This window comes from Denitraticella aggregata, assembly GCF_048158365.1.
Classification (GTDB): domain Bacteria; phylum Pseudomonadota; class Gammaproteobacteria; order Burkholderiales; family Rhodocyclaceae; genus Azoarcus_F.
The window spans coordinates 1-19,538 of sequence record NZ_JBLLNL010000021.1 but is presented as its reverse complement, the minus strand read 5'-3'; the positions used below and the strand labels follow the sequence as shown (position 1 = coordinate 19,538).

Sequence of the window (19,538 nt, the reverse complement as noted above, 5' to 3'; positions counted from 1 at the left end):
TCGAGCGCATCGTATGGGATGTCGGCGCGTATGACTCGATATCCTCGCGCCTCCAGCCGTGCAACCGCTGCCTCGTCAAAAAAGCGAATGGTGACCAGTACATCCGCTGGAGCGGCGCGGTTCATTGCCACTTCATGTAACTCCATTTCATGTAAGCCCATAGGCAGCAAACATTTTTTCCATCCAAGCCTGACGCACAGCGCCGGTTGCGATTTCTTCTCGGATCGCTTGTTCGAAGCGCTTGCTGCATTCGGCTGCGGCCAGCAAGCTTTCGGTTTCGCTCATTGGGAACGTCACGAGGCCATCTTCGTCTCCAACGACCACATCCCCAGGCTGAACAACCTGCCCACCGATACTCACTGGCACATTGATGAGCCCGGGCCCTGTTTTGTATGGGCCACGATGTGTTGCCGCCCGGGCATAACAGGGAAAGTCGGCTTCGGCAAAAGTAGCGGAGTCCCGAATCGCACCATCGATAACAAAGCCGGCGCAGCCACGTTGCTGCGCGTACAGCATCAGCAACTCGCCCACAATGGCGTTGCTCGTCACACCGCCGGCATCAACAACCAACACATGACCGGGGGACATCATGCTGACTGCTTTGTACACAAGCAGGTTATCGCCTGCCCGCAGTTTCACTGTCACCGCAGTGCCTACCAATTTGCGCGACGAATGAAAAGTCTGCAGACCCAGAACGCCCTCAAGACGGTGAAGGTTGTCGCTGATAAGCGATGTCGACACCTCCATCAAAGCGCTCACCAAATCAGACTCCAGTACGGCCGCTACCGGGTTTACAACGAAGTTAGGGTTCATGCTTGTAACCTTGCCAATCAATGTCAGTTGCGGGCGCCCACAATTTGCTTCAACAAGGCGCTGTTGTTCTCAAGAGACTTCGCCCACTCTGCGCCAGGCATAAAGGCGAGGAACGGGGCATCGGCAGCGGCAGAAGCAAAAAACTCGGGATCCCTAATGCTCTCCGCAATAGCGGCCTCAAGAACATTTTTGTGCAGAGACATCGATCACACAATCGAATTATTCGATCTCTTTATTCATGCTATTTTGGAATATCAATCGCACCAGCCTCGGTCAAAACAGAAACAGCCCCCGACACAGATACACGACCTGCATCGGGGGCTGCTGATTGACGGGTGGTGCTTTGCCGTCACGCGGCGCTCAGGTACGCCTCGGTTGAGGTAACGGAGCCATAGCCGAACTCGAAGGCCGCCATCATGGCCGCGTGAACCTGGGCAGCAGGCACGGTCACACCGTTGAATTCCAGATCCCGCGTGGCGCAGGCATCGTGCAATACAGTAGCCGGGAAGCCCATATCAACGGCTGCACGCACGCAGGCATCGACACACATGTGGCTCATCGCACCGACAATCACCACCTCCTCTACATCATGGGCATCGAGTTGCTGCTTGAGGTCGGTGTCGCGGAATGCATTTACGTGGTTCTTGACGATCACCGGCTCATCTCCCACCGGGGCCACGTCAGCCTGGATCTCCACACCCGAAGTACCTGGCACGAACACCGGCGCTTCGTTGTTAGCGAATTCATGGCGGATGTGGAACACCGGTATGTTCTTCGCCCGGGCATCGGCAATCACCCTGGCCGCATTGTCGATGGCGGACTCAATGCCAGACAGGGGCAGTTTTCCTGTCGGCAGGTATTCGTTTTGCAAATCGATGACAATCAAACCAGTCTTTTTCATGATGACACTCCTTCGTTCGTTGGATAGGGGGCATTCTCGCCAGTAACCAGCGTAGCGAGAAGTGTCGCCCACATCTCCGGCATACCGTTGCCTCAGCGTCCCATGCGGTCGGGCAGCCAGGTCACTATCTCCGGGAACACGGACAGCAGGGCGATAAATCCAAAGATGATGAACCAGTATGGCACTGTGCCACGCGCGACTTGACCAAGCGGCCACTTCGAGACGCTCTGGATCACGAACAGATTAATGCCGAAGGGCGGCGTAAGCATACCCACTTCCAGCAACAGGACCAGAACGATGCCGAACCACAATGGATCGAAGCCAAAGGCTGCGATCGTGCCGAATAGCAGGGGCACGGTGAGCACAATCATCGCGATGCTCTCCAGCATGCAACCCAGGATGATGAAAAGAACCACCACCACCAGGAAGAACGTCCACTTGCTGAGGCCCAGGTCGACGAGTGCGTTGGTGAGGCGGCTGCTGATCCCTGCGTTCTCGACCGCGTAGGAGAAGATGAACGCCATGAGTACGATGAAGATGATCGAGCAGCTCACCCGCACGGTGTTCCCCAGTGCGGCCTGCAACTCCGCACGGCCGAACCTTCCCCAGATCAGGCAAATCGCGACGCCCACCACGCACCCCACGCCGGCAGCTTCGGTGGGCGTGGCCCAGCCCGCGTAGATGCTGCCGAGCACCACCGTCATCAGCACGATGAAGGGGGCCAGATCCAGCAGGGCCGACAGCTTCTCCCTTCGGCTTGGCGTATTCGCGTCGCGCGGGGCCACCTCCGGTCGCAGCGTGGCCACGACGCCGATGAACCCCATGAACAGCAACGCCAGCAGGATGCCCGGAACGACCCCCGCCATGAAAAGCTTTGATACCGAGGTCTCGGTGAAGGTGCCGTAGATGATCAGCGGGATGCTCGGCGGAATCAGGATTCCCAGCGTGCCGCCCGCTGCCAGCGATCCGGCGGCCATCGCACGGTTGTAGCCGCGTTTCTCGAGGTGCGGAATGGCCACCGTGCCCACGGCCGCCGCCGTCGCGACGCTGGATCCGCTGATCGCAGAGAACAGCGCACAGCCCGCCACGTTGGTCTGCATCAGGCCACCCGGCAGTCCGCGCACCAGCACGGTCAGGCCCTGGTAGAAGCGGTGGCTGACGCCACCTTGCTGCAACACCTCGGCCATCAGGATGAACAGCGGGATCGCGCTGAGCGTGAAGCTGTTGGCCGTCCCCCAGGCCACGATGCCCAGCGCGTTCAGCCCGCCGAAACCATCGGTCAGGATGATCGCCAGAAATCCCGCGATGCCGATGGCAAACGGCACCCACATGCCGCCCATGAGCAAGGCGACGAGAACGCCGGAGAGGATTGCGAATTGGCTGGCCCAGGTCATTCGTGTAGCTCCGATTCATGCGTTGCGCGCGAGCGTTGCGGCAGGCCAGGGTGGCGCAGCCCGATCACCGAGTCCGTCAGTTCAAGAAGCACGGCGACGAGGAAGACGGCACAGCCCAGAACCATCACGGACTGCGGGATCCACAGCGGCGTTTCGAGCAGGGTCGTAGCGACAGTTTCGAACTCCCAGTTGCGCCAGGTAAAACGCCCCAGCTGGTAGAGCAAGAGCACCGTGAGCACTACTGCGGCGGCGTCGAAGACGACCGCCATGACGGCGCGGGCTCGCTTTGGCATCGCCTCGAACAGGAACGCGATCCGCAGGAACGCACCGCTGCGCAAGCTGTGCGCCGCACCGAAGAACACAATCGCGACGAGCAGGTAGCCCGAAACCTCGTCCGTAATCAGCAGCGACCGATTGGCCACGTTGCGCAGGACCACGTCGACCGCGATCAGAATCACCATGGCCAGCAGGCAGAGCTCGGCAATCACGCGGCCCAGACCGACCACACGATCGCCCAGGCGCAGGATCGTCCCGCGAGAGGAAGGAATGGCGTCGGGGCTCATGGGGATGACGGCAGGTCGGCGACCAGCACGGTACCGGTCTCTGATTCGGTGATAAACAGGCGGCGACCATCCTCCGCGAAGACGCAGTTGGTGGTCAGGCGCCCATCGGGGGAGTCGATGCGCAACACCGGCTCGCCGTAGCGGTTGAAGAGCCAGACGGCGCCCAGGCCCGGGTGGCAGACGGCCAGGTTGCCGTGGCGGTCCATCGCCAGACCGTCGGGACCAATCCCGCCAGACAGCTGAATGAACACCCCCACTTTGGTGGCCCGGCCATCCTTCAGCAGCGGCACCCGCCACACGGCATTCGCACGCGTGACGGCGAGGAAGATCGTGTCCTCGGCCGCGTTGAGGACCAGGCCGTTGGGACTGGGCACGTTGTCCAGGAGACAGTCCAACTGGCCATTCGCGCGCAGGCGGTACAGGCAGCCGGAAGGATCCTGCTGGCCGGTCTGACCCTGGTCGGTAAAGTACAGGTCGCCGTTGGACGCGAAGCACAGATCGTTCGTGCCCTTGAAGCGTTGCGCCCATGCGCGCTCCAGGAAGGGTGCGATGCGCCCTTCGGGATCGAACACCATGATCCCATGGCGATGATCGGCGATGAAGCCCCGGCCATCCGGGTGGAACTTCAGCCCGTTGGGCTCGCCGTCGTATTCGATCATCAACTCCGGTTGGCCGTCCGGCGCAAACCGGAACAGTCGCCCCCAAGGGATGTCGACAACCCATAGACGCCCCGCGCTATCAAAGGCCGGGCCTTCCAAGAAGGTGGGTGTCGCGGCGCCACGGGCCTGGACATCGACCCAGGTCGAAGCGCGGTCCGTGACATGGAACGACGACGGGATCGAGGCATGGACGCCCGCCTCGAGCCGATCAGGTGCGCTGAACATCATCATGAACTCTCCTGCGGATGGTCAAGGCGCTAACGCTTGACTGGCGAACGGCCCTTACTTGCCCACTTCTTCACGGAACTTGGCGAGGGCCTGCACGGCCTCCGGCCCCGTGTTTTCTGCCCACTCGTCCCAGTAGTCCTTCATCTGTGCCGCAAGGGCTTCCCGCGAGGCCTCGCTGACCGTGCTCACTACGAGACCGTTGGCCTTGAGCTGCTCGGTCGTTTCGTCCTCCAGCACCGCAATGGCCTGAGTCAGGTCATCCGCATGCTTGCGGGCCGCAGCCTGGAACTTCTCCTGGACATCGGCCGGCAGCCGCTCGAAAGCCCTGGAGTTGACCGTGACCAGCACGAGGTCGTAGTTAAGATTCAGGCGCAGGTTGGATTTGAGCATGTCGCCCCAGAGCCGTCCGCCACCGGCGCTTGCCGTGACCACGCCTTCGATGACGGACCGCTCCAGCGCAGGCGCCACGTCGCCGGTGGAGAGCGTGACCGGAATGGCGCCGACCCTGCGCATGAACTCCGCCACCTGGCCGTTGCCGACGCGGATCTTCTTACCCTTCAGGTCGTCGATCGAAGTGACCTTCGACACGCTCCAGATGGTCTGCTGCGGGAAGTTGTAGGTGGCCAGCAACGTCACGCCCCTCTTCTTCAGCTCAGCAGCCAGATAGGGCTCGATGATCTCTGCGGCTTTTTGGTACTCGGCATGCGTCGAGGCCAGCATGGGTAACATCGTCAGCCCGCCCAGTTGCACGCTGCCGGTGAAGAACAAGTCGTGCGCGAAGGTCAGCGTACCTTCACCCACTGCTTGGGTGATGGACGTACCGGGAATAGGCAGCGAGCCGCCGACATTGACCTTTGTCTCCACCGCGCCGCCGCTAAGGCTCTCAAACTCCTTGGCCAGCGACTCCAGATGTTGGTAGGACGGGTGGTTGGCCGCGCTGACGAACGAATAGCCTTTCCATACGGGCTGCGCCATGGCCGGCAGGGCCAGCGTGCAAGCCATTCCGAGCAGTACTCTTGCTGCGATCTTTGAAATGATATTGTTCTTCATGTCTATAGTCTCCTGAGGGTCGAATGGTGCTGCAGTAGCGCGAAGCGATGCCGGCAGTCGATCCCGGGCGTCGCAGCGAGAACAGATCATGCGGCGTGCTCATGCACAGCCATGGTATTGCGTCGCAAATGTTTCTAAAAGCGAATATCCAGAATGCTATTTCATTCCATTTTGGACTTTTACTACCAAGCGTGACGTCTGTGCGCTTTGCTTAGGGAAACAGTCCTGTGGCCTGAGAAGCAAATATGTGGGCGGGGTAATCCTCCGGATTCGGTTGGTTTTCTTCCGTCGCTCAAAGCTAAACGGGTTTCGGACAACATGATTTCGTGGTGCCCGCGAGCGGCGGGGTTCATGGGGGAAACAGTTCTCGGGCCACCTCACCGAAGCACAACGGCATGCTCGTGACGCACCAGCACCTGAATACAGCTTCAGTCAGGACGAGAGTCAGCCGACGTCATCAACCACTCCCGACCGCGGAACCAGTCTCTGAACGCACTCAAGAGCGACCACATGATTAGCGCCCCGCAAACGGCAAGGAATACCGCGCTGATCGGACGTTCGATAAAGGTCGTCATGCTGCCACGCGACAGCAATAACGCGCGGCGCAGGTTCTCCTCCATCAGAGGGCCGAGCACGAAGCCCAATAGCAACGGCGCAACGTCGAATCTCATGACTGCCAGCAGATAGCCCGCGAACCCGATCACGGCGACCATCAGAATATCGAAGGTATTACCACTTACGCTGTAAACACCCAGCGCAACGAACACCAGAATTGCGGGATACAACACGCTGTACGGAATGCGCAGCAAGGCTACCCAGACCCCGATCAAGGGTAGATTGAGAATGACCAGCATGATGTTGCCGATTCCAAAACTCACAATGAGCCCCCAGAACAGCGCTGGCTGTTCGGTCATGAGCATGGGCCCCGGCTGGATGCCGTGAATGATCAGCGCGCCAAGCATCAGCGCCATCACCGCATCGCCGGGGATGCCGAGCGACAGCGTGGGGACGAAAGCAGTCTGAGCCGCAGCATTGTTTGCCGACTCTGGCGCTACGAGCCCTTCAATGGCGCCCTTGCCGAAGCGACTGCGGTCCTTGGCGACCTTTTTCTCGACCGCGTAGGCCATGAAGGACGCGATCGACGCACCCGTTCCCGGCAAAGCCCCGAAGAAACTTCCGATACCCGTGCCGCGCAGCATGGGTGAAACCGAGTCCCGTGCCTCTTTACGGGTCGGCAGCATTGAACGAAACGATATTTTTTCGCTGCTCTTTGCCTCCCGGGCCCGATTGATCGTGGCAATGACCTCGGAAACGCCGAAAATCCCCATGGCCAAAGCCACGAGGTTGATCCCGTCAGCGAGACCCAGTTGCCCGAACGTGAAGCGCATCACGCCGGAATCGACGTCGGTGCCAATGGTGCCGAGCAGCAATCCGAGCACGACCATTGCCAGGCCTTTCGTGACCGAACCGGACGCCAGGGTCGAGGCTGCAATCAGGCCCAGCAACATCATCGAGAAGTACTCCGCGGGTCCGAACTTGAGCCCGAAATCCGCGATACTCGGCGCGAAAAGGATGAGTGCCGCGATACCCAGCATCGAACCCACGAAGGAGGCTATCGTAGTCATGAACAGCGCGACCCCGCCGCGGCCCTGCTTCGCCAGCGGATAGCCATCGAGGCAGGTGACGGCCGACGAGGGAGTACCTGGCAAGTTCAACAGGATGGCCGCGGTAGAGCCTCCGTACTGCGCGCCATAATAGACACCGGCAAGCATTACGATTGCAGCAGTTGGCTCGATGTGGAACGTGATTGGCAACAGGAGCGAAATCGTTGCCAGCGCGCCGATGCCGGGCAAAACGCCGATAAGCGTTCCCACAAAGACGCCTATGAAACAATAAAAAAGGGTTGTCGGCTGGAGGGCCGACTGCAACCCCAAAATCAATCCGCTTGCAATGTCCATGGCTGACGGCCTCCGGAATTCGAAATAATGAGACGAGGAAAGACGTAACCCTTACGGTTCATCCATTCCAGGGCCAGACCGGCAAGGTCATGCCAAGGCCGACGATGAAGATTACCCAGGTGAGGAGCGTCACACCGAGTGCGACCAAGATGCGGTTTCGCCATGACATCTGTCTGTCGGCAAGCGAGGACAGAAGGACAGCAGCCAGCGTCGCCGCAATCAACCCAGTTGTTTCGACCAGAAACGCGAACGCGATGAGACTCCCGATGATCAACACCAGGGAGCGCCATTCCACTCGAACGGGAGAACCGGGCCGAAACAATGCGGGTACAAGGATCAGCAGCCCCAGGAGTGCAAGGACGAATCCGAGCACCATTGGAAGGTAGCCGGGTCCCATGCGACTGAGTTCACCGAGCGCGTAATGACTATTGGCATGCCAAGCGGCATAGACTCCGATTCCCATCATCAGGACGCCGCCCGCGATGTCCCGGGTGTCTTTGTGCGACATTTTTGTCTCCTCACTTTGTAATACCTCACCGCGCAAACATTGCGCGGTGAGGTGGCACTCATCGGCGCCTTTTTGTCATCCAGCTCGCGCTACCTCAAGAAGAGGCAGCCGTGGGTGGCTGACTCTCAGCGACAACGGCCAGGATGGATTCGGCCGCCATTACGCCCATCTGGCGGAACGCCTTCGTTGTAGTTCCCCCGATATGCGGAGTCAATACCGTATTCGGCGCAGTCAGCCATGGGGAAGCTGCCTGTAGCGGTTCATCCTTGAAGCAGTCCAATGCCGCATGGAGCCGCTTACTGTGCAGTTGGGCGAGCAGAGCCGTTTCGTCAATCAATCCGGCACGCGCCGTATTGATGACGATCGCCTGGTCTCTTAGCCTGGACAGACGTTCTGTATTCAGCAGATTCCGTGTATCCGGCGTCAATGGACAATGAAGGGACACGACATCGGCATGAGTGAGCAGAGCGTCCAGTTCGACCATACTGACGCCATCGGGCAGGCTCTCCGGAGGGGCGTAGGGATCGAAGACCAACACGCTCATACCCAGCGCAAGCGCCACCTGAGCAACCCGCCTGCCTATGGATCCCACGCCTATCAGTCCCAAGGTAGCGCCGGCCAATTCAATACCCGCGTAGTTGTCCTTGTCCCAATGTCCCGCTCTCGTTCGCGCATCCAGCCAGCTCGTCATGCGTGCGCACGCGAACATCAGACCGAGTGTGTGCTCCGCGACCGCCTGGCTGTTCGAACCTAGCGCAGCCGTGACGGGAATACCGAGGCGCTCAGCCGCAACCCGGTCAATGTTGTCCGTTCCTACGCCATGCTTGGCAATCACTTTCAACCGGGAAGACGCCGAAATCACGGATTCGGAAATGGTGCCGTAACGCACCATGATCGCTACTGGCTGTTCATTTCTGCACAATTCGGCAAGAGCGGCCTCGCCAGCACGCACATCGGCGTAAACGACTCGATAATCGGCCAACATTGCGGCCGCATCCGGATGAATACTGGCCGCGGTAACAACGATAGTGTCCTGACTCATATTTGTTACTCCTCAGAGAGGAAGAGCCGGCAGACCTGCCGCGCGCAATGCATCTTGAAGCCAGGGAGAGACCAACTCGCCCTGTGCAATTTCCTTCAGACGAACCTGCTCGTCCGCCAGCTTCTTCTCGGCAGCATCAAGTACTCGATCCACGTCCGCAAGGGGAATGACAACGACACCGTCAGCGTCGCCTACGACCAGGTCGCCCGACTGGACAGGTACGCCCGCGAGCGAGATCGGCCGGGCAATGGTTCCATTCAGACCTTTTGTAGGTCCGCAGGGATTACGCCCGGCAGCGAAAATCGGAAAACCACCATTGGTCAGGCTGTCGGAATCGCGTGAAGCCGCATCGACGACGAAACCCGCCAAACCAGCCGCTTCCGCTTGACTTACCATCAGCTCGCCAAACAACGCGCAGGTTTGATCTCCCTTGCCGTCGACAACAATGACATCGCCCGGCTGGGCAACGGCGAGCGCAACGTGGAACATCAGGTTGTCGCCCGGCCGAACCTCCACGGTGAATGCCGGACCGGCAACTTGCATGGATGGGTTGAGTGCCTGAACCCGAGCATTGAGAGAGCCACGACGCCCGAAAACATCACACAGGATGGCGCTTTGAAACTCTTTTGCGCGCTGGATCTGTTCAGGACTGACTCGCTCGAAGACGGGCGGGATGAAAGTATGGGACATGGAATTCTCCTGGGTCGAATAAGAGCCAAACTGAAAGGCGAGTCTGTACGACGAGCACTTCGTACGATGCTCAGCTCTAAGATAGATAAATTGGATTAGAAAGTATTTGCGCTGCGTCGAACCGACAAGCGCCGACTTGTGGCCTTTTAACCTGGCTCGGCGAATAACCCGAGCCAGAAAAATGGCGCATCAGTTCTTGGTCTGGTTCTCAGCCAAAGGCCGGAGAACTTCACGAACCTCATCTACAGCCTGTTGCCAATCCGGCCCGGAAAGGTACGAGAGGACCTTCCCATCCGTGGTCGAAGCAAGGAACTCAGGATCCTCGAGTGCGGCGGCAATGGCTCGGTCGAGACGCTCAATGATTTCAGACGGGACCCCCTTCGGCGCTGCAAAGCCGCGCTCCGAAGACATCAGAACGGGCACACCCGCCTCAGCGGCAGCCGGCACCTGTGGCAAAGCTTCGGATCTTTCAGCCGTGAATTGGGCAAGGCCTCGCACTTGTGCCGTAGCACCATCATGTAGTTCAGGAAGCTCGCCAGCACTCACGATTGCCACATCGAGATGCCCACCCAGCAAATCAGTTTTCTGGGCCGAAGTTCCCCGATAACCAATTGCATTGAGTTCCACATCGGCCGCTTCGCTCAACAACCTGATCGCCAGCTCACCGTTAGTGCCCGTACCGTTATGACCGACAGATACAGAACCCGGATCCTTTTTCAATTGCCCAATCAATGCTTCCATTGACGTTATCGGACTATCGTCACGCACTGTCATGACGGTCGGATCATCCACGACTCGCGCAATCAATTGAAAGTCTTCGGGTTGATACTGCGTCTTCTGGATCATTGGAAGGAAATAAAAGCCCGGCATGTTCACGACAGCCAGGGTGTAACCATCCGGCCTCGCACGCACCACATGACCGTTGGCGATCTCCCCGGCGGCACCGGGCCGGTTGATTACGACGAAGCGAGCGTTGGCGCCGAGATGCTTCTCGACGAATGGCAGCAAGGTGCGGGCCATGATATCGGTGCCGCCCCCAGGCGCGAAACCAACGACCACTTCGATTGGTTTGTCACCTGGCCAGGCTGCCATGACAGGACTGGCAATCAAGACTGCCGCTACGGCAGGAAGGGGAAAGAACTTGTAATTCATGATGTCTCCTCATGTGTGTTTGTAGGCAAGCACATTTTGTAGAGAAGCATCTGTGTTGTAAAACGACTTATTCGAATGCCCATCAAGTCGTTTTATGACTTCACAAGAATATCAAACGAGTGAGGCAGGAATTGCCCAGCCAGAGCTGCCGACCGCAAGATTAACCAGCTGCTTCATTTCTTTAAGCAGCGCACGATTGTCATCCTTACGATACATATAGCAGTAAGTGACTGTGGGCAATGGTGGTACGCTCCGCAGCGCGACCAGCGACCCGCGATCCAGCCAATGCTGAATGAATCGCGAGGGCAGGAAACTGATGCCGACATCGGCAATCGTCAGCCCGATTATTCCCATTAGACTGTTGCATGAGACGATTCGCTGGGCCGATACGCCCTGCTCGACCGCCCAACGCTCGAACGCGCGCGTCACGCCCGATCCTTCCGTCATGGTGATCAAGGGATACTTCAGCAACTCGGCGGGCGTAAGGACCTCACCAGGACTGATGCGGCCGGGTGCCGCAATCCAGGTGAACTCGATTGCGGCGATCTGATCGCTAGCTGCAGCCTCACTTTCGGCAGGACCGGGCGCCACGGCAAAGTCAAGCTCACCCCGCATGACGCGCTTTTCCAATGCGCGAGCCAGATCGACATAGGGCTCGAGTCTGAGCCCCGGCTGCTTTTGCCTTACCTCATTCACGAGTGCCGGCAACCAGGTCAAGGCAGCGAGTTCGCTGATGCCGAAACGGCAGTCGCCTGTAAGACGCGTGGTCGCCTTGGCCTTCATATGCATGGACTCGATCAGATCAAGCATCTTTCGCGCGACCGGCAACAGACGCTTCCCCGTCTCTGTCAGCTGAACCTTCTTGCTGGAACGGTCGAAGAGTTGGGAACCAATCGACTCCTCAAGCTCGGCGACCCGCTTGGACAGAGATGACTGCGTAATGTGCAGGTGAGTTGCCGCGCCACTGAAACTACTCAGGGCTGCAGTCCAGTAAAAAGCCTCGATTTCCTTGAGCGTCATGGACCATGACTCCTTGGGTCGTTTTGACCTACAAAAATTGTTGTCGCCGTCGAAACTCTGCCGGGGTGCAATCCACCTCGCGTTTGAAGAACTTGCCGAAGTTGGTGGGCTCGTCGAAGCCCAGCTTCTCGGCGATGGTGGCGATGGGCAAGTTCGTATGCACCAGCAGGCGCTTCGCTTCCAGAACGATGCGCGCCGCGATGAAGGTTTTGGCCGTCATGCCCATGGATGCCATCACGGCGCGCGCCAGACTCTTCTCGGTATAGCCAAGTTGATTGGCATAGTCTGCCACCTGATGCCATTGCGCAAAGCGTTCCTCCACAAGCTGCTGGAACCGTTTGAAGCGCTGCAACGCCGGGGAGACCACCGGATCTCGGGCTTGCTGCCGACCCTGCAGAATACCCAGCCGCGTCAGCAGCGCATGCAGCTGGTGTCGCAGCAGGCCGTGCACATCGTCCAGCGGGCCGCTGAGCTGCGTATCCGCGCGCATCTGCTCGATTGAGCGCGTCACGGTGCGCAGCTCATTGTCGGTTAGAACGAAATGCTCCGGCAGCCTTTTCTGATCGACATCGAACTTGAGATCGCGAGACGCCGTTGATGCAGGAACGACGAATTCCGGGCGGAACAAAACAATCCAGCCGTCCCAATCCTCGTCACCCCCGAAGGTGTGGGCCTGCCCCGGTCGCAACACGAGCAGTGATCCCGGCGCACACGGGACCGGGTTGAAATCGACCATCTGGGCACACGTGCCCTGCGTGACACACACCAGCATGTGGAACTCGTACCGGTGTGTTGTCCGCACCTTCTCCTTGCTGCCCCGCTGCCTCAAATCGGCCACGGTAAAGACTTCCAGGTCGAGCGAGTAAGGCGCTCGCGGTCGGTAGCCCAGGCGCTGAATATCCGTGTTCACCTTCGCGCATCCTGACGCGGGCTGTGCCGTCTCGTCCGTTCTGAATAGGCGCTTGTTGTGGTGAATGTCCGTAAACTATCATTCATTGTCGGGTATTTACCGTTCATATTGGCTTTCAACGTCCAATAATAACCAGTTCTTGATGACTTGACACTATTCCGAGGAATTCTCATGACTTACGTGATTCACGGCGCCACCGGCGCCCAAGGCGGCCCGCTCCTGGCGCGCCTCTCCAAGTCGGGCAAACGTGCCGTCGCCGCTGTCCGCAACACCTCTGCCGTCAAGGATGCGCCTGCCGTCGCGGTCGACAATGCGTCGGTGGATTCGCTGGCCGAGGCATACCGGGGCGCAGACGGCGTCTTCATCCATCTGCCGGTGGTTGGTGAAGCGGATCGCCTGCAGTACGCCCGCAACATCGCGCAGGCCATCGCCCGCGCAAAGCCGCAACGCGTGGTGATCTCGACCAGCGGATGGGTGGTGGACGAGCCGGACTCACCGCTGCAGAATCCGCCTGAAAGTGCAATCGCGACGCTTATTCGCGAGATTCAGCACACGGAGGTTTCGCTTGCAGTCGTAGCTCCGCGCCTGTTCTTTGAGAATCTGCTCATCCCCGTCGTGCTGGGGCCGGTGAAGTCGGAGGGGATTCTTCGCTATCCCCTGCGGGCAGACTTCCCAGTGTCGTGGAGTTCTCACCTCGATGTCGCCGAGGTCGTCGAGCGCCTGCTGATCGACACCTCCGTGACCGGCGTAGTCGGCGTCGGCCAGTCGCCCGGCATCACCGGGTTGGATCTTGCTGAGGACTTTGTGCGCTACCTGGACCGCCCGGTTTCGTTCAGCAGTCTGGAGCCGGAAGCATTCGGCGAGATGATCGCCCCCTTGTTCGGCGCAGGTGCGGCTGCCGGCGTCGTCGCGGGCTATCAGGCGCAAGCGAGAGCCGCCGCGAACGCAATCGCTCAGGACACGAGTGCACAGCGCCTCCTCGGGCTGATGCCTCGCACGCTGCAACAGTGGCTCGCTGAGATTTCTGCCTGATCAGACGTATCGTTCTCCGGGCCAGGAGCGGGCCTATCCGCCCGCTCCAATGGATACGTCTGGCAACTGTCCGCGACCAGTTGACCATGAGTCGACATGGCGTAAGATTGGGCCATATTCGCATGAAGGGTGGTTCCATAACCTCCAACTCCCCCCGGTGCCTGATCGCGGTGGTTGCGTTCGACCGCGTCATCCCCTTCCACTTGTCGGTCCCGTGCATTGTGTTCGGCGACGGTATGCCCGCGGGCAGCCCATTTGAAGTCGTCGTCTGCGCCGGAGAGCGGGGGACGCTGCTCACCACCGCCGGTTTCGGATTGACCCGCTTGGCGCCCCTAAGCGTGCTGAAGTACGCTGACGCGATCGTGATACCGGGGTGGCGCGATGTTGCGGAACGGCCGCCCGAACGCCTGCTCGATGCGCTGCGCGCCGCGCACGCACGGGGGGTGCAGATCGTCGGCCTGTGCTTGGGCGCACACGTCCTCGCCGAAGCGGGGCTACTCGACGGCCGGCGCGCGACGACGCACTGGGAGCACGCGCTAGCAATGGCCAAGCAATTTCCTCAGGTCGAGGTAGACCTCAATGTGCTCTACGTAGAGGACGGTAACGTGCTGACGTCTGCCGGGACCGCAGCAAGCCTCGATGCATGCCTTCACATCTTGCGGCAACGGCTCGGCGCGACGAAAGCCAATCATGTGGCTCGGCGACTGGTCGTGTCCCCGCACCGCGAAGGCGGTCAAGCCCAGTTCATCGAGCAACCGCTCCCCAAGACGGCCGGAGGCACCCGCCTGGCACACCTGATCGATTCGGTGCGAACGCGGCTCGCAGAGGCGCACGACCTCGACAGCCTCGCCACGGAAGCCAAGATGAGCCGCCGCACCTTTACCCGGCACTTCAAAGCTCTGACCGGCGCCACCGTTCAAAACTGGCTCCTGTCCGAGCGGTTGGCGCTGTCACAGCGCCTTCTCGAGCAGACCGATCAGTCCATCGAGCGCGTTACGGCCCTGGCCGGATTCGGGTCAGTCGCGTCGCTGCGCCACCACTTCCGCCACGCATTCGGCGTCTCGCCAAGCACGTGGCGGCGGAGTTTCACCGCTCGGCCCAACAAGCTCGGCTAAACCGCTTCCCGTCTAAATACGACGTCGGCGCCCGAGCGTCGCAGCCAAGCGATTGGTTTGGCCCGATTCTGACGTTTTGTGTCCTTCGGGTCACTCGTTCCGGCTCTTCCTTCCGCGAACAATACGCACAGGTCGGACTCGACGGGCACCCTCCTCCGGCCCATGCGTACGGAGCCGAAGTGAGGATGCCAACCCGACATCAATCGTGCTAAAGGACAGAGGTGCACAAATGAAATTCACACAGATTCGAAACGCGACGATCACCCTTGGATACGCGGGAAAGAAATTCCTCATCGACCCCATGCTCGCCGACAAAGGGGCCTATCCGGGTTTCGAAGGTACGGTCAATAGCCACCTGGCCAATCCCACTGTCGGCCTGCCCGTTACGATCAGCGAGATTCTCGACGTTGACGCGGCCATCGTCACCCATACCCATCCGGATCATTGGGACGAGGCCGCCAGGCAACTGCTGCCCAATGACATGATCATTTTTGCGCAGAACGACGAGGACGCCTGCGAAATCCGCTCCGGGGGTTTCACCAACGTTCGGGTACTTCAGGATCGCAACGAATTCGATGGCATCACCATGATCAAGACCGCCGGTCAGCATGGCCGCGGCGAAATTCTCCAAGGGCCGATCGGGGAGATCCTGGGGCAGGTTTGTGGACTCGTCTTCAAGCATCCGGACGAGAAGACTTTCTACCTTGCCGGCGACACCGTGTGGTACGAGGGGGTCAACGAAAGCCTGCAGAAACATGTTCCCGAAGTCATTGTTCTGAACAGCGGTGACGCCAGAGTCTTGCCCGACGAATCGATCATCATGGGCAAGGAGGATATCTTCGAGGTCTTCAACGCTACAGCGGGCGCAACCATTATTGCCAGCCACATGGAATCGGTGAATCATGCCACGCTGTCGCGCAAGGAGCTCCGCGAGTTCCTCGACGCAAAGAATATGGGCCACCGTGTTCTGGTCCCCGAGGACGGCGAGTCCTGCATTTTCTAGTTCTTGATAGAGCATGCGATTGGCTGCCCCATCGGCAGCAATCCGATTTCGAAACGATCATGGAGTGACAAGGCGATGTCCATCGAGGAAAACAAGGCTCTGGTGCAGCGTTTCTACGATGCCATACAGCGAAGGGATTTCGACACCGTCGGGGAACTGTGCCATCCCCATTTCGTCTTCTATACGCAGGTCGACACCCCGCATCCTGGCGCGGACGGATTCATCCGTCCGGAAAAGAAGAACTTCGATGCGTTCGACGACGACGTGGACCTGCGCAATATCGGCGTGGTGCTGGAGAAGAACGGAAAGGTCGTGGAGGTGGGCGCCGGTGCCGCCGTGCTCGGCCATCCGGCGACGGCGATCGCCATGCTGGCGAACATGCTCGGTGAGCGAGGCGAAGAGATCCCCGCCGGCAGCGTGGTCCTCTCTGGCGCCATCACCGCCGCGGTACTGGTGGAGCCTGGTGACAACGTCACCCTGCGTGCGCAGGGGCTCGGTGCGGTGTCCATGCTCTTTGTCTGAACGAGGAGAGCCTTATGCCTATCGCCAACATACAGATCATTGAAGGCCGCACCGACGAACAGAAGGCCAAGCTCATTGAGCGCGTCACCGACGCCATCTGCCAGAGCCTGGGCAGCAAGCCGGAGGCTGTACGCATCATCATCCAGGACATCCCCAGGACCCATTGGGGCATCGGCGGCCAAACCGCCAGGGAACTCGGGCGCTGATCGGTGGCTCGGGTAATGCCAGAAGCGACGTCAATTGAGAAATGTCCCGTACTCGGGTTCCGTGGGAGAAACGTTCAGCTCGGTAGGGCCGAACCGGCTCACCAAGTATAGGCAGATTGCGGACGACTCGGTCAGAAGCGTTCGCCCAGATTCGCTGTGTCTTCCACGCCTGGACGGGGGACACCGAGGTCCTCACCGCTCAAATGGTGGAGACCGAGCTGCGCGGAACGGCTGCACCCCGTCATCCCTGTTGCGTTGGACAGTGGGTTGGGTCGCCCGCAGGTCGAGCGTATCCGAAAGCTCGAAGACGCCTGCCTGGAACTCTACGCACGCACCGGACGGATAGAGCCGGATGATGTCCGAGCACTCGTCTGGGATCCACTCCTGCAGAGACTGGACAGCGCCGATCTGGATGCGGCGCTTGTTCGCCACGAACTGGAGCAGACCCTATCCGACGAGCTGGAGATGGACATGCGGCGGGTCCGCCTTGAGTTGGACGGCCCGCTGCACTCCGGCCGGCAGGTCGCTGATTCCGTGCCCGAGCTGGCCTCGCGGATCGCCCGCTCGCGAACCTCCGGTGAGAACTTGTTTGTCTTCCTCATGGCCCCATCTTCTCAAGAGTTGGGGCCTCCACCAAATCCGGGGCGATTCAGGGCGCTATAAACCGGGAGACCAGCTCCTGAACTTCTTGAATAGTCTGTAGGGCAGACAAAAACTATGTCGGGTGATTTGTCAGGCATCGCACGATTTGTCGGTCGATCGTGAAAGCTCCTCCGGGTCACACGACATAGTCAGGAAGGGTAGATAGTGCCTCCTATGTCTTCAGCGACATAGTCGGCATACGACGGCAATGCACCTACTACAGTCGGGGGTGCCCCCTGTGCCAATATGAGCTGCGACACCTACCCCCGAGAGATCAGTGAGCAAAGAGGTAGGTATGAAGAGCAATCAGCAGTCAAAGGTCCCCATGCACGCAGTGAAGGTTCCTTCTGATCCGGGTGCATCGCAAGGAGCCCGAAGGACGACTGAAGATGCGCCCGGATCGGCGCCGTTGTCAATCCCACCCGGCAGCGACTCCGAGGTGGTGCCACGCGCGCGTCGCCGCACCTTCACCAACGCCGACAAGCGCCGCATTCTGCAGGCCGCTGACCTGTGCACGCTGCCCGGAGAAGTCGGCGCACTGATGCGCCGCGAGGGCGTGTATTCATCGTCCCTGAGCACCTGGCGGCGCCAACGCGAGGCCGCGGATCTGGCGGCACTGGCGCCGCAAAAGCGTGGCCCCAAGGTGGACGCTGGCGCGCGCATCGACGCGCTGCAGATTGCCCAACTCACCCGCGAGCGCGACAAGCTGCGCGTCGAACTGGACAAGGCGCAGTTGGTGATCGAGGTCCAAAAAAAAGTTACTGCGCTGCTGGATCTGCTCGCGGCCACCGACAAGCGCGGGAACACTTGATGGCCGCCGCGTTGGCGCTCGCCCCCACGCTCGGCGCCGGCGCGGCGTGTCGCGCCATGGGTCTGTGGCGTGGCGTGCCTGCACGCCAAAAGGCCCGCGTGCACCGGCGCACGGTCATGGGGCCGCCCCGGCCGCGGGCACCACGCCCTTGCCCGCCTCTGGCCCTGGATGCCCGCGAACGGCAGACGGTGCTCGACACACTGAACAGCGAACGCTTCGCCGACTCCGCGCCAGCGGCCGTGCACGCCACGCTGCTCGATGAGGGTATCTACCTCGGCTCGGTGCGCACCATGTATCGCCTATTGGCGGCCAACGGCGCCAGCTGCGAGCGGCGTAACCAGCTCACCCACCCGATCTATACCAAACCCGAACTGCTGGCCACGGCACCCAACCAAGTCTGGTCCTGGGATATCACGAAACTTAAGGGGCCCGCGAAGTGGACCTGCTTCCATCTCTACGTGATCCTGGACATCTTCAGCCGCTTCGTCGTGGGCTGGCTCATCGCCCCGCGCGAATGCGCCGAGCTCGCCCAGCAGCTCATCGCCGACACGGTGTCACGCCACAACGTCCAGTCCGGCATGCTGACTCTGCATGCCGACCGGGGGGCGGCCATGCGCTCCAAGCCGGTCGCCAGCCTGCTGGTCGACTTCGATGTCGCCAAGAGCCACAGCCGACCTCACGTCTCGGATGACAACCCGTACTCCGAGTCGCAGTTCAAAACCATGAAGTACCGGCCCGCATTCCCGCAGCGATTCGGTTGCATCGAGGACGCGCGCGCCCACTGCCAAACCTTCTTTGCCTGGTACAACGCCGAGCACTGCCATAGCGGCATCGCCCACATGACCCCGCACAGCGTTCACTACGGTTTGGCCGCCAGCATGCGTGTCATCCGCCAAGCCACCCTTGATGGCGCATTTCTGGCCAGCCCCAACCGGTTCAAGAACAAGCGACCTCAGCTCCCGCCGATGCCGACCGCCGTATGGATCAACCCGCCACCTGAGGAGAAAACGCCCGCCAGTGAGACCGTCACCTGCACACTAAATTAACGTCCCCGGGTGTCGCAAAATCATTGACACGTTCCGGTGGGTGTCGATGTAATTGCGCTCTGGTTGGGGCACGAGAGTCCGGCGACCACCCATCACTACGTAGAAGCTGACTTGATGATGAAGGATCGTGCACTCGCTCGGCTGCACGAGCCCGACTCGAAGATGCAGCGCTATCACGCCCCAGACTCGTTACTGGCGTTCCTCAAAACGTTGTAATTATGTAGAGCTTCCGGGCATGGCTTCGGAGACACAACACAGCCGCAGCCTAGCTCG

21 protein-coding genes are annotated in these 19,538 nt (G+C 60.1%); 7 read left to right on the top strand and 14 right to left on the bottom strand.

The features are described from left to right. Nucleotides 1–147: 147 nt before the first annotated feature. The 14 genes from ACKVEX_RS16145 to ACKVEX_RS16080 form a co-directional block, all read right to left on the bottom strand. Nucleotides 148–813, bottom strand: a complete 666-nt coding sequence (locus ACKVEX_RS16145) for an RraA family protein (protein WP_473216767.1) — start codon at nt 811–813, stop codon at nt 148–150. Nucleotides 814–836: 23 nt separating this feature from the next. Further along, on the bottom strand, nt 837–1,016 hold the full coding sequence (locus tag ACKVEX_RS16140; protein ID WP_473216766.1) for a hypothetical protein: 180 nt from the start codon (nt 1,014–1,016) through the stop codon (nt 837–839). 146 nt (nt 1,017–1,162) lie between these two features. Next, nucleotides 1,163–1,714, bottom strand: coding sequence for a cysteine hydrolase family protein (locus tag ACKVEX_RS16135; RefSeq protein ID WP_473216765.1), 552 nt, complete (start codon nt 1,712–1,714; stop codon nt 1,163–1,165). Nucleotides 1,715–1,806: 92 nt separating this feature from the next. Beyond that, nucleotides 1,807–3,108, bottom strand: a complete 1,302-nt coding sequence (locus ACKVEX_RS16130; RefSeq protein WP_473216764.1) for a TRAP transporter large permease — start codon at nt 3,106–3,108, stop codon at nt 1,807–1,809. Further along, nucleotides 3,105–3,671 carry a TRAP transporter small permease gene (locus tag ACKVEX_RS16125; protein WP_473216763.1) on the bottom strand — a complete coding sequence of 189 codons (567 nt, stop codon included), beginning with the start codon at nt 3,669–3,671 and terminating at the stop codon, nt 3,105–3,107. The genes ACKVEX_RS16130 and ACKVEX_RS16125 overlap by 4 nt, the downstream gene beginning before the upstream one ends. Further along, nucleotides 3,668–4,561: an SMP-30/gluconolactonase/LRE family protein gene (locus ACKVEX_RS16120; RefSeq protein ID WP_473216762.1), complete on the bottom strand. Its 894-nt coding sequence runs from the start codon at nt 4,559–4,561 to the stop codon at nt 3,668–3,670. Before ACKVEX_RS16120 ends, ACKVEX_RS16125 begins: the two co-directional genes overlap by 4 nt. A 51-nt stretch (nt 4,562–4,612) precedes the next feature. After that, entirely contained in the window at nt 4,613–5,608 is a 996-nt protein-coding gene (dctP, locus tag ACKVEX_RS16115; RefSeq protein WP_473216761.1) for a TRAP transporter substrate-binding protein DctP, read from the bottom strand. Between the two features lie 428 nt (nt 5,609–6,036). Then, nucleotides 6,037–7,566 (bottom strand): tripartite tricarboxylate transporter permease, encoded by a 1,530-nt coding sequence (locus tag ACKVEX_RS16110; protein WP_473216760.1) that lies wholly within the window; start codon nt 7,564–7,566, stop codon nt 6,037–6,039. Nucleotides 7,567–7,624: 58 nt separating this feature from the next. Further along, a complete protein-coding gene (locus tag ACKVEX_RS16105; protein WP_473216759.1) occupies nt 7,625–8,074 on the bottom strand; it encodes a tripartite tricarboxylate transporter TctB family protein in 450 nt (149 codons plus the stop codon). A 94-nt stretch (nt 8,075–8,168) separates the two neighbouring features. Then, entirely contained in the window at nt 8,169–9,116 is a 948-nt protein-coding gene (locus ACKVEX_RS16100) for a hydroxyacid dehydrogenase (RefSeq protein WP_473216758.1), read from the bottom strand. A gap of 12 nt (nt 9,117–9,128) precedes the next feature. Then, the gene (locus ACKVEX_RS16095; protein ID WP_473216757.1) at nt 9,129–9,806 is read right to left on the bottom strand and encodes an RraA family protein; all 678 of its coding nucleotides are present in this window, start codon (nt 9,804–9,806) and stop codon (nt 9,129–9,131) included. Between the two features lie 189 nt (nt 9,807–9,995). After that, nucleotides 9,996–10,958, bottom strand: a complete 963-nt coding sequence (locus ACKVEX_RS16090) for a tripartite tricarboxylate transporter substrate binding protein (protein WP_473216756.1) — start codon at nt 10,956–10,958, stop codon at nt 9,996–9,998. A gap of 111 nt (nt 10,959–11,069) precedes the next feature. Next, a complete protein-coding gene (locus tag ACKVEX_RS16085; RefSeq protein ID WP_473216755.1) occupies nt 11,070–11,978 on the bottom strand; it encodes a LysR family transcriptional regulator in 909 nt (302 codons plus the stop codon). 28 nt (nt 11,979–12,006) lie between these two features. Beyond that, nucleotides 12,007–12,888 carry an AraC family transcriptional regulator gene (locus ACKVEX_RS16080; protein ID WP_473216754.1) on the bottom strand — a complete coding sequence of 294 codons (882 nt, stop codon included), beginning with the start codon at nt 12,886–12,888 and terminating at the stop codon, nt 12,007–12,009. 171 nt (nt 12,889–13,059) lie between these two features. Here ACKVEX_RS16080 and ACKVEX_RS16075 point away from each other — a divergent pair, with 171 nt between their 5' ends. The 7 genes from ACKVEX_RS16075 to ACKVEX_RS16045 all read left to right on the top strand — a co-directional run bounded on the left by ACKVEX_RS16075 (nt 13,060) and on the right by ACKVEX_RS16045 (nt 19,265). Further along, complete coding sequence (locus ACKVEX_RS16075) at nt 13,060–13,920, top strand: SDR family oxidoreductase (protein ID WP_473216753.1); 861 nt, start codon at nt 13,060–13,062, stop codon at nt 13,918–13,920. A gap of 107 nt (nt 13,921–14,027) precedes the next feature. Next, nucleotides 14,028–15,035, top strand: a complete 1,008-nt coding sequence (locus ACKVEX_RS16070) for a helix-turn-helix domain-containing protein (protein ID WP_473216752.1) — start codon at nt 14,028–14,030, stop codon at nt 15,033–15,035. Between the two features lie 229 nt (nt 15,036–15,264). Beyond that, nucleotides 15,265–16,038 carry an MBL fold metallo-hydrolase gene (locus ACKVEX_RS16065; protein WP_473216751.1) on the top strand — a complete coding sequence of 258 codons (774 nt, stop codon included), beginning with the start codon at nt 15,265–15,267 and terminating at the stop codon, nt 16,036–16,038. A 75-nt stretch (nt 16,039–16,113) separates the two neighbouring features. Then, on the top strand, nt 16,114–16,560 hold the full coding sequence (locus ACKVEX_RS16060; RefSeq protein ID WP_473216750.1) for an ester cyclase: 447 nt from the start codon (nt 16,114–16,116) through the stop codon (nt 16,558–16,560). Between the two features lie 14 nt (nt 16,561–16,574). Beyond that, nucleotides 16,575–16,766 (top strand): 2-hydroxymuconate tautomerase, encoded by a 192-nt coding sequence (locus tag ACKVEX_RS16055; RefSeq protein WP_473216749.1) that lies wholly within the window; start codon nt 16,575–16,577, stop codon nt 16,764–16,766. 267 nt (nt 16,767–17,033) lie between these two features. After that, nucleotides 17,034–17,429: a hypothetical protein gene (locus ACKVEX_RS16050; RefSeq protein ID WP_473216748.1), complete on the top strand. Its 396-nt coding sequence runs from the start codon at nt 17,034–17,036 to the stop codon at nt 17,427–17,429. Between the two features lie 388 nt (nt 17,430–17,817). Then, a protein-coding gene (locus ACKVEX_RS16045) for an IS3 family transposase (RefSeq protein WP_473216768.1) occupies nt 17,818–19,265 on the top strand; the annotation gives its coding sequence in 2 pieces (ribosomal slippage) (nt 17,818–18,175 and nt 18,175–19,265; 1,449 coding nt in all). Nucleotides 19,266–19,538: the final 273 nt, after the last annotated feature.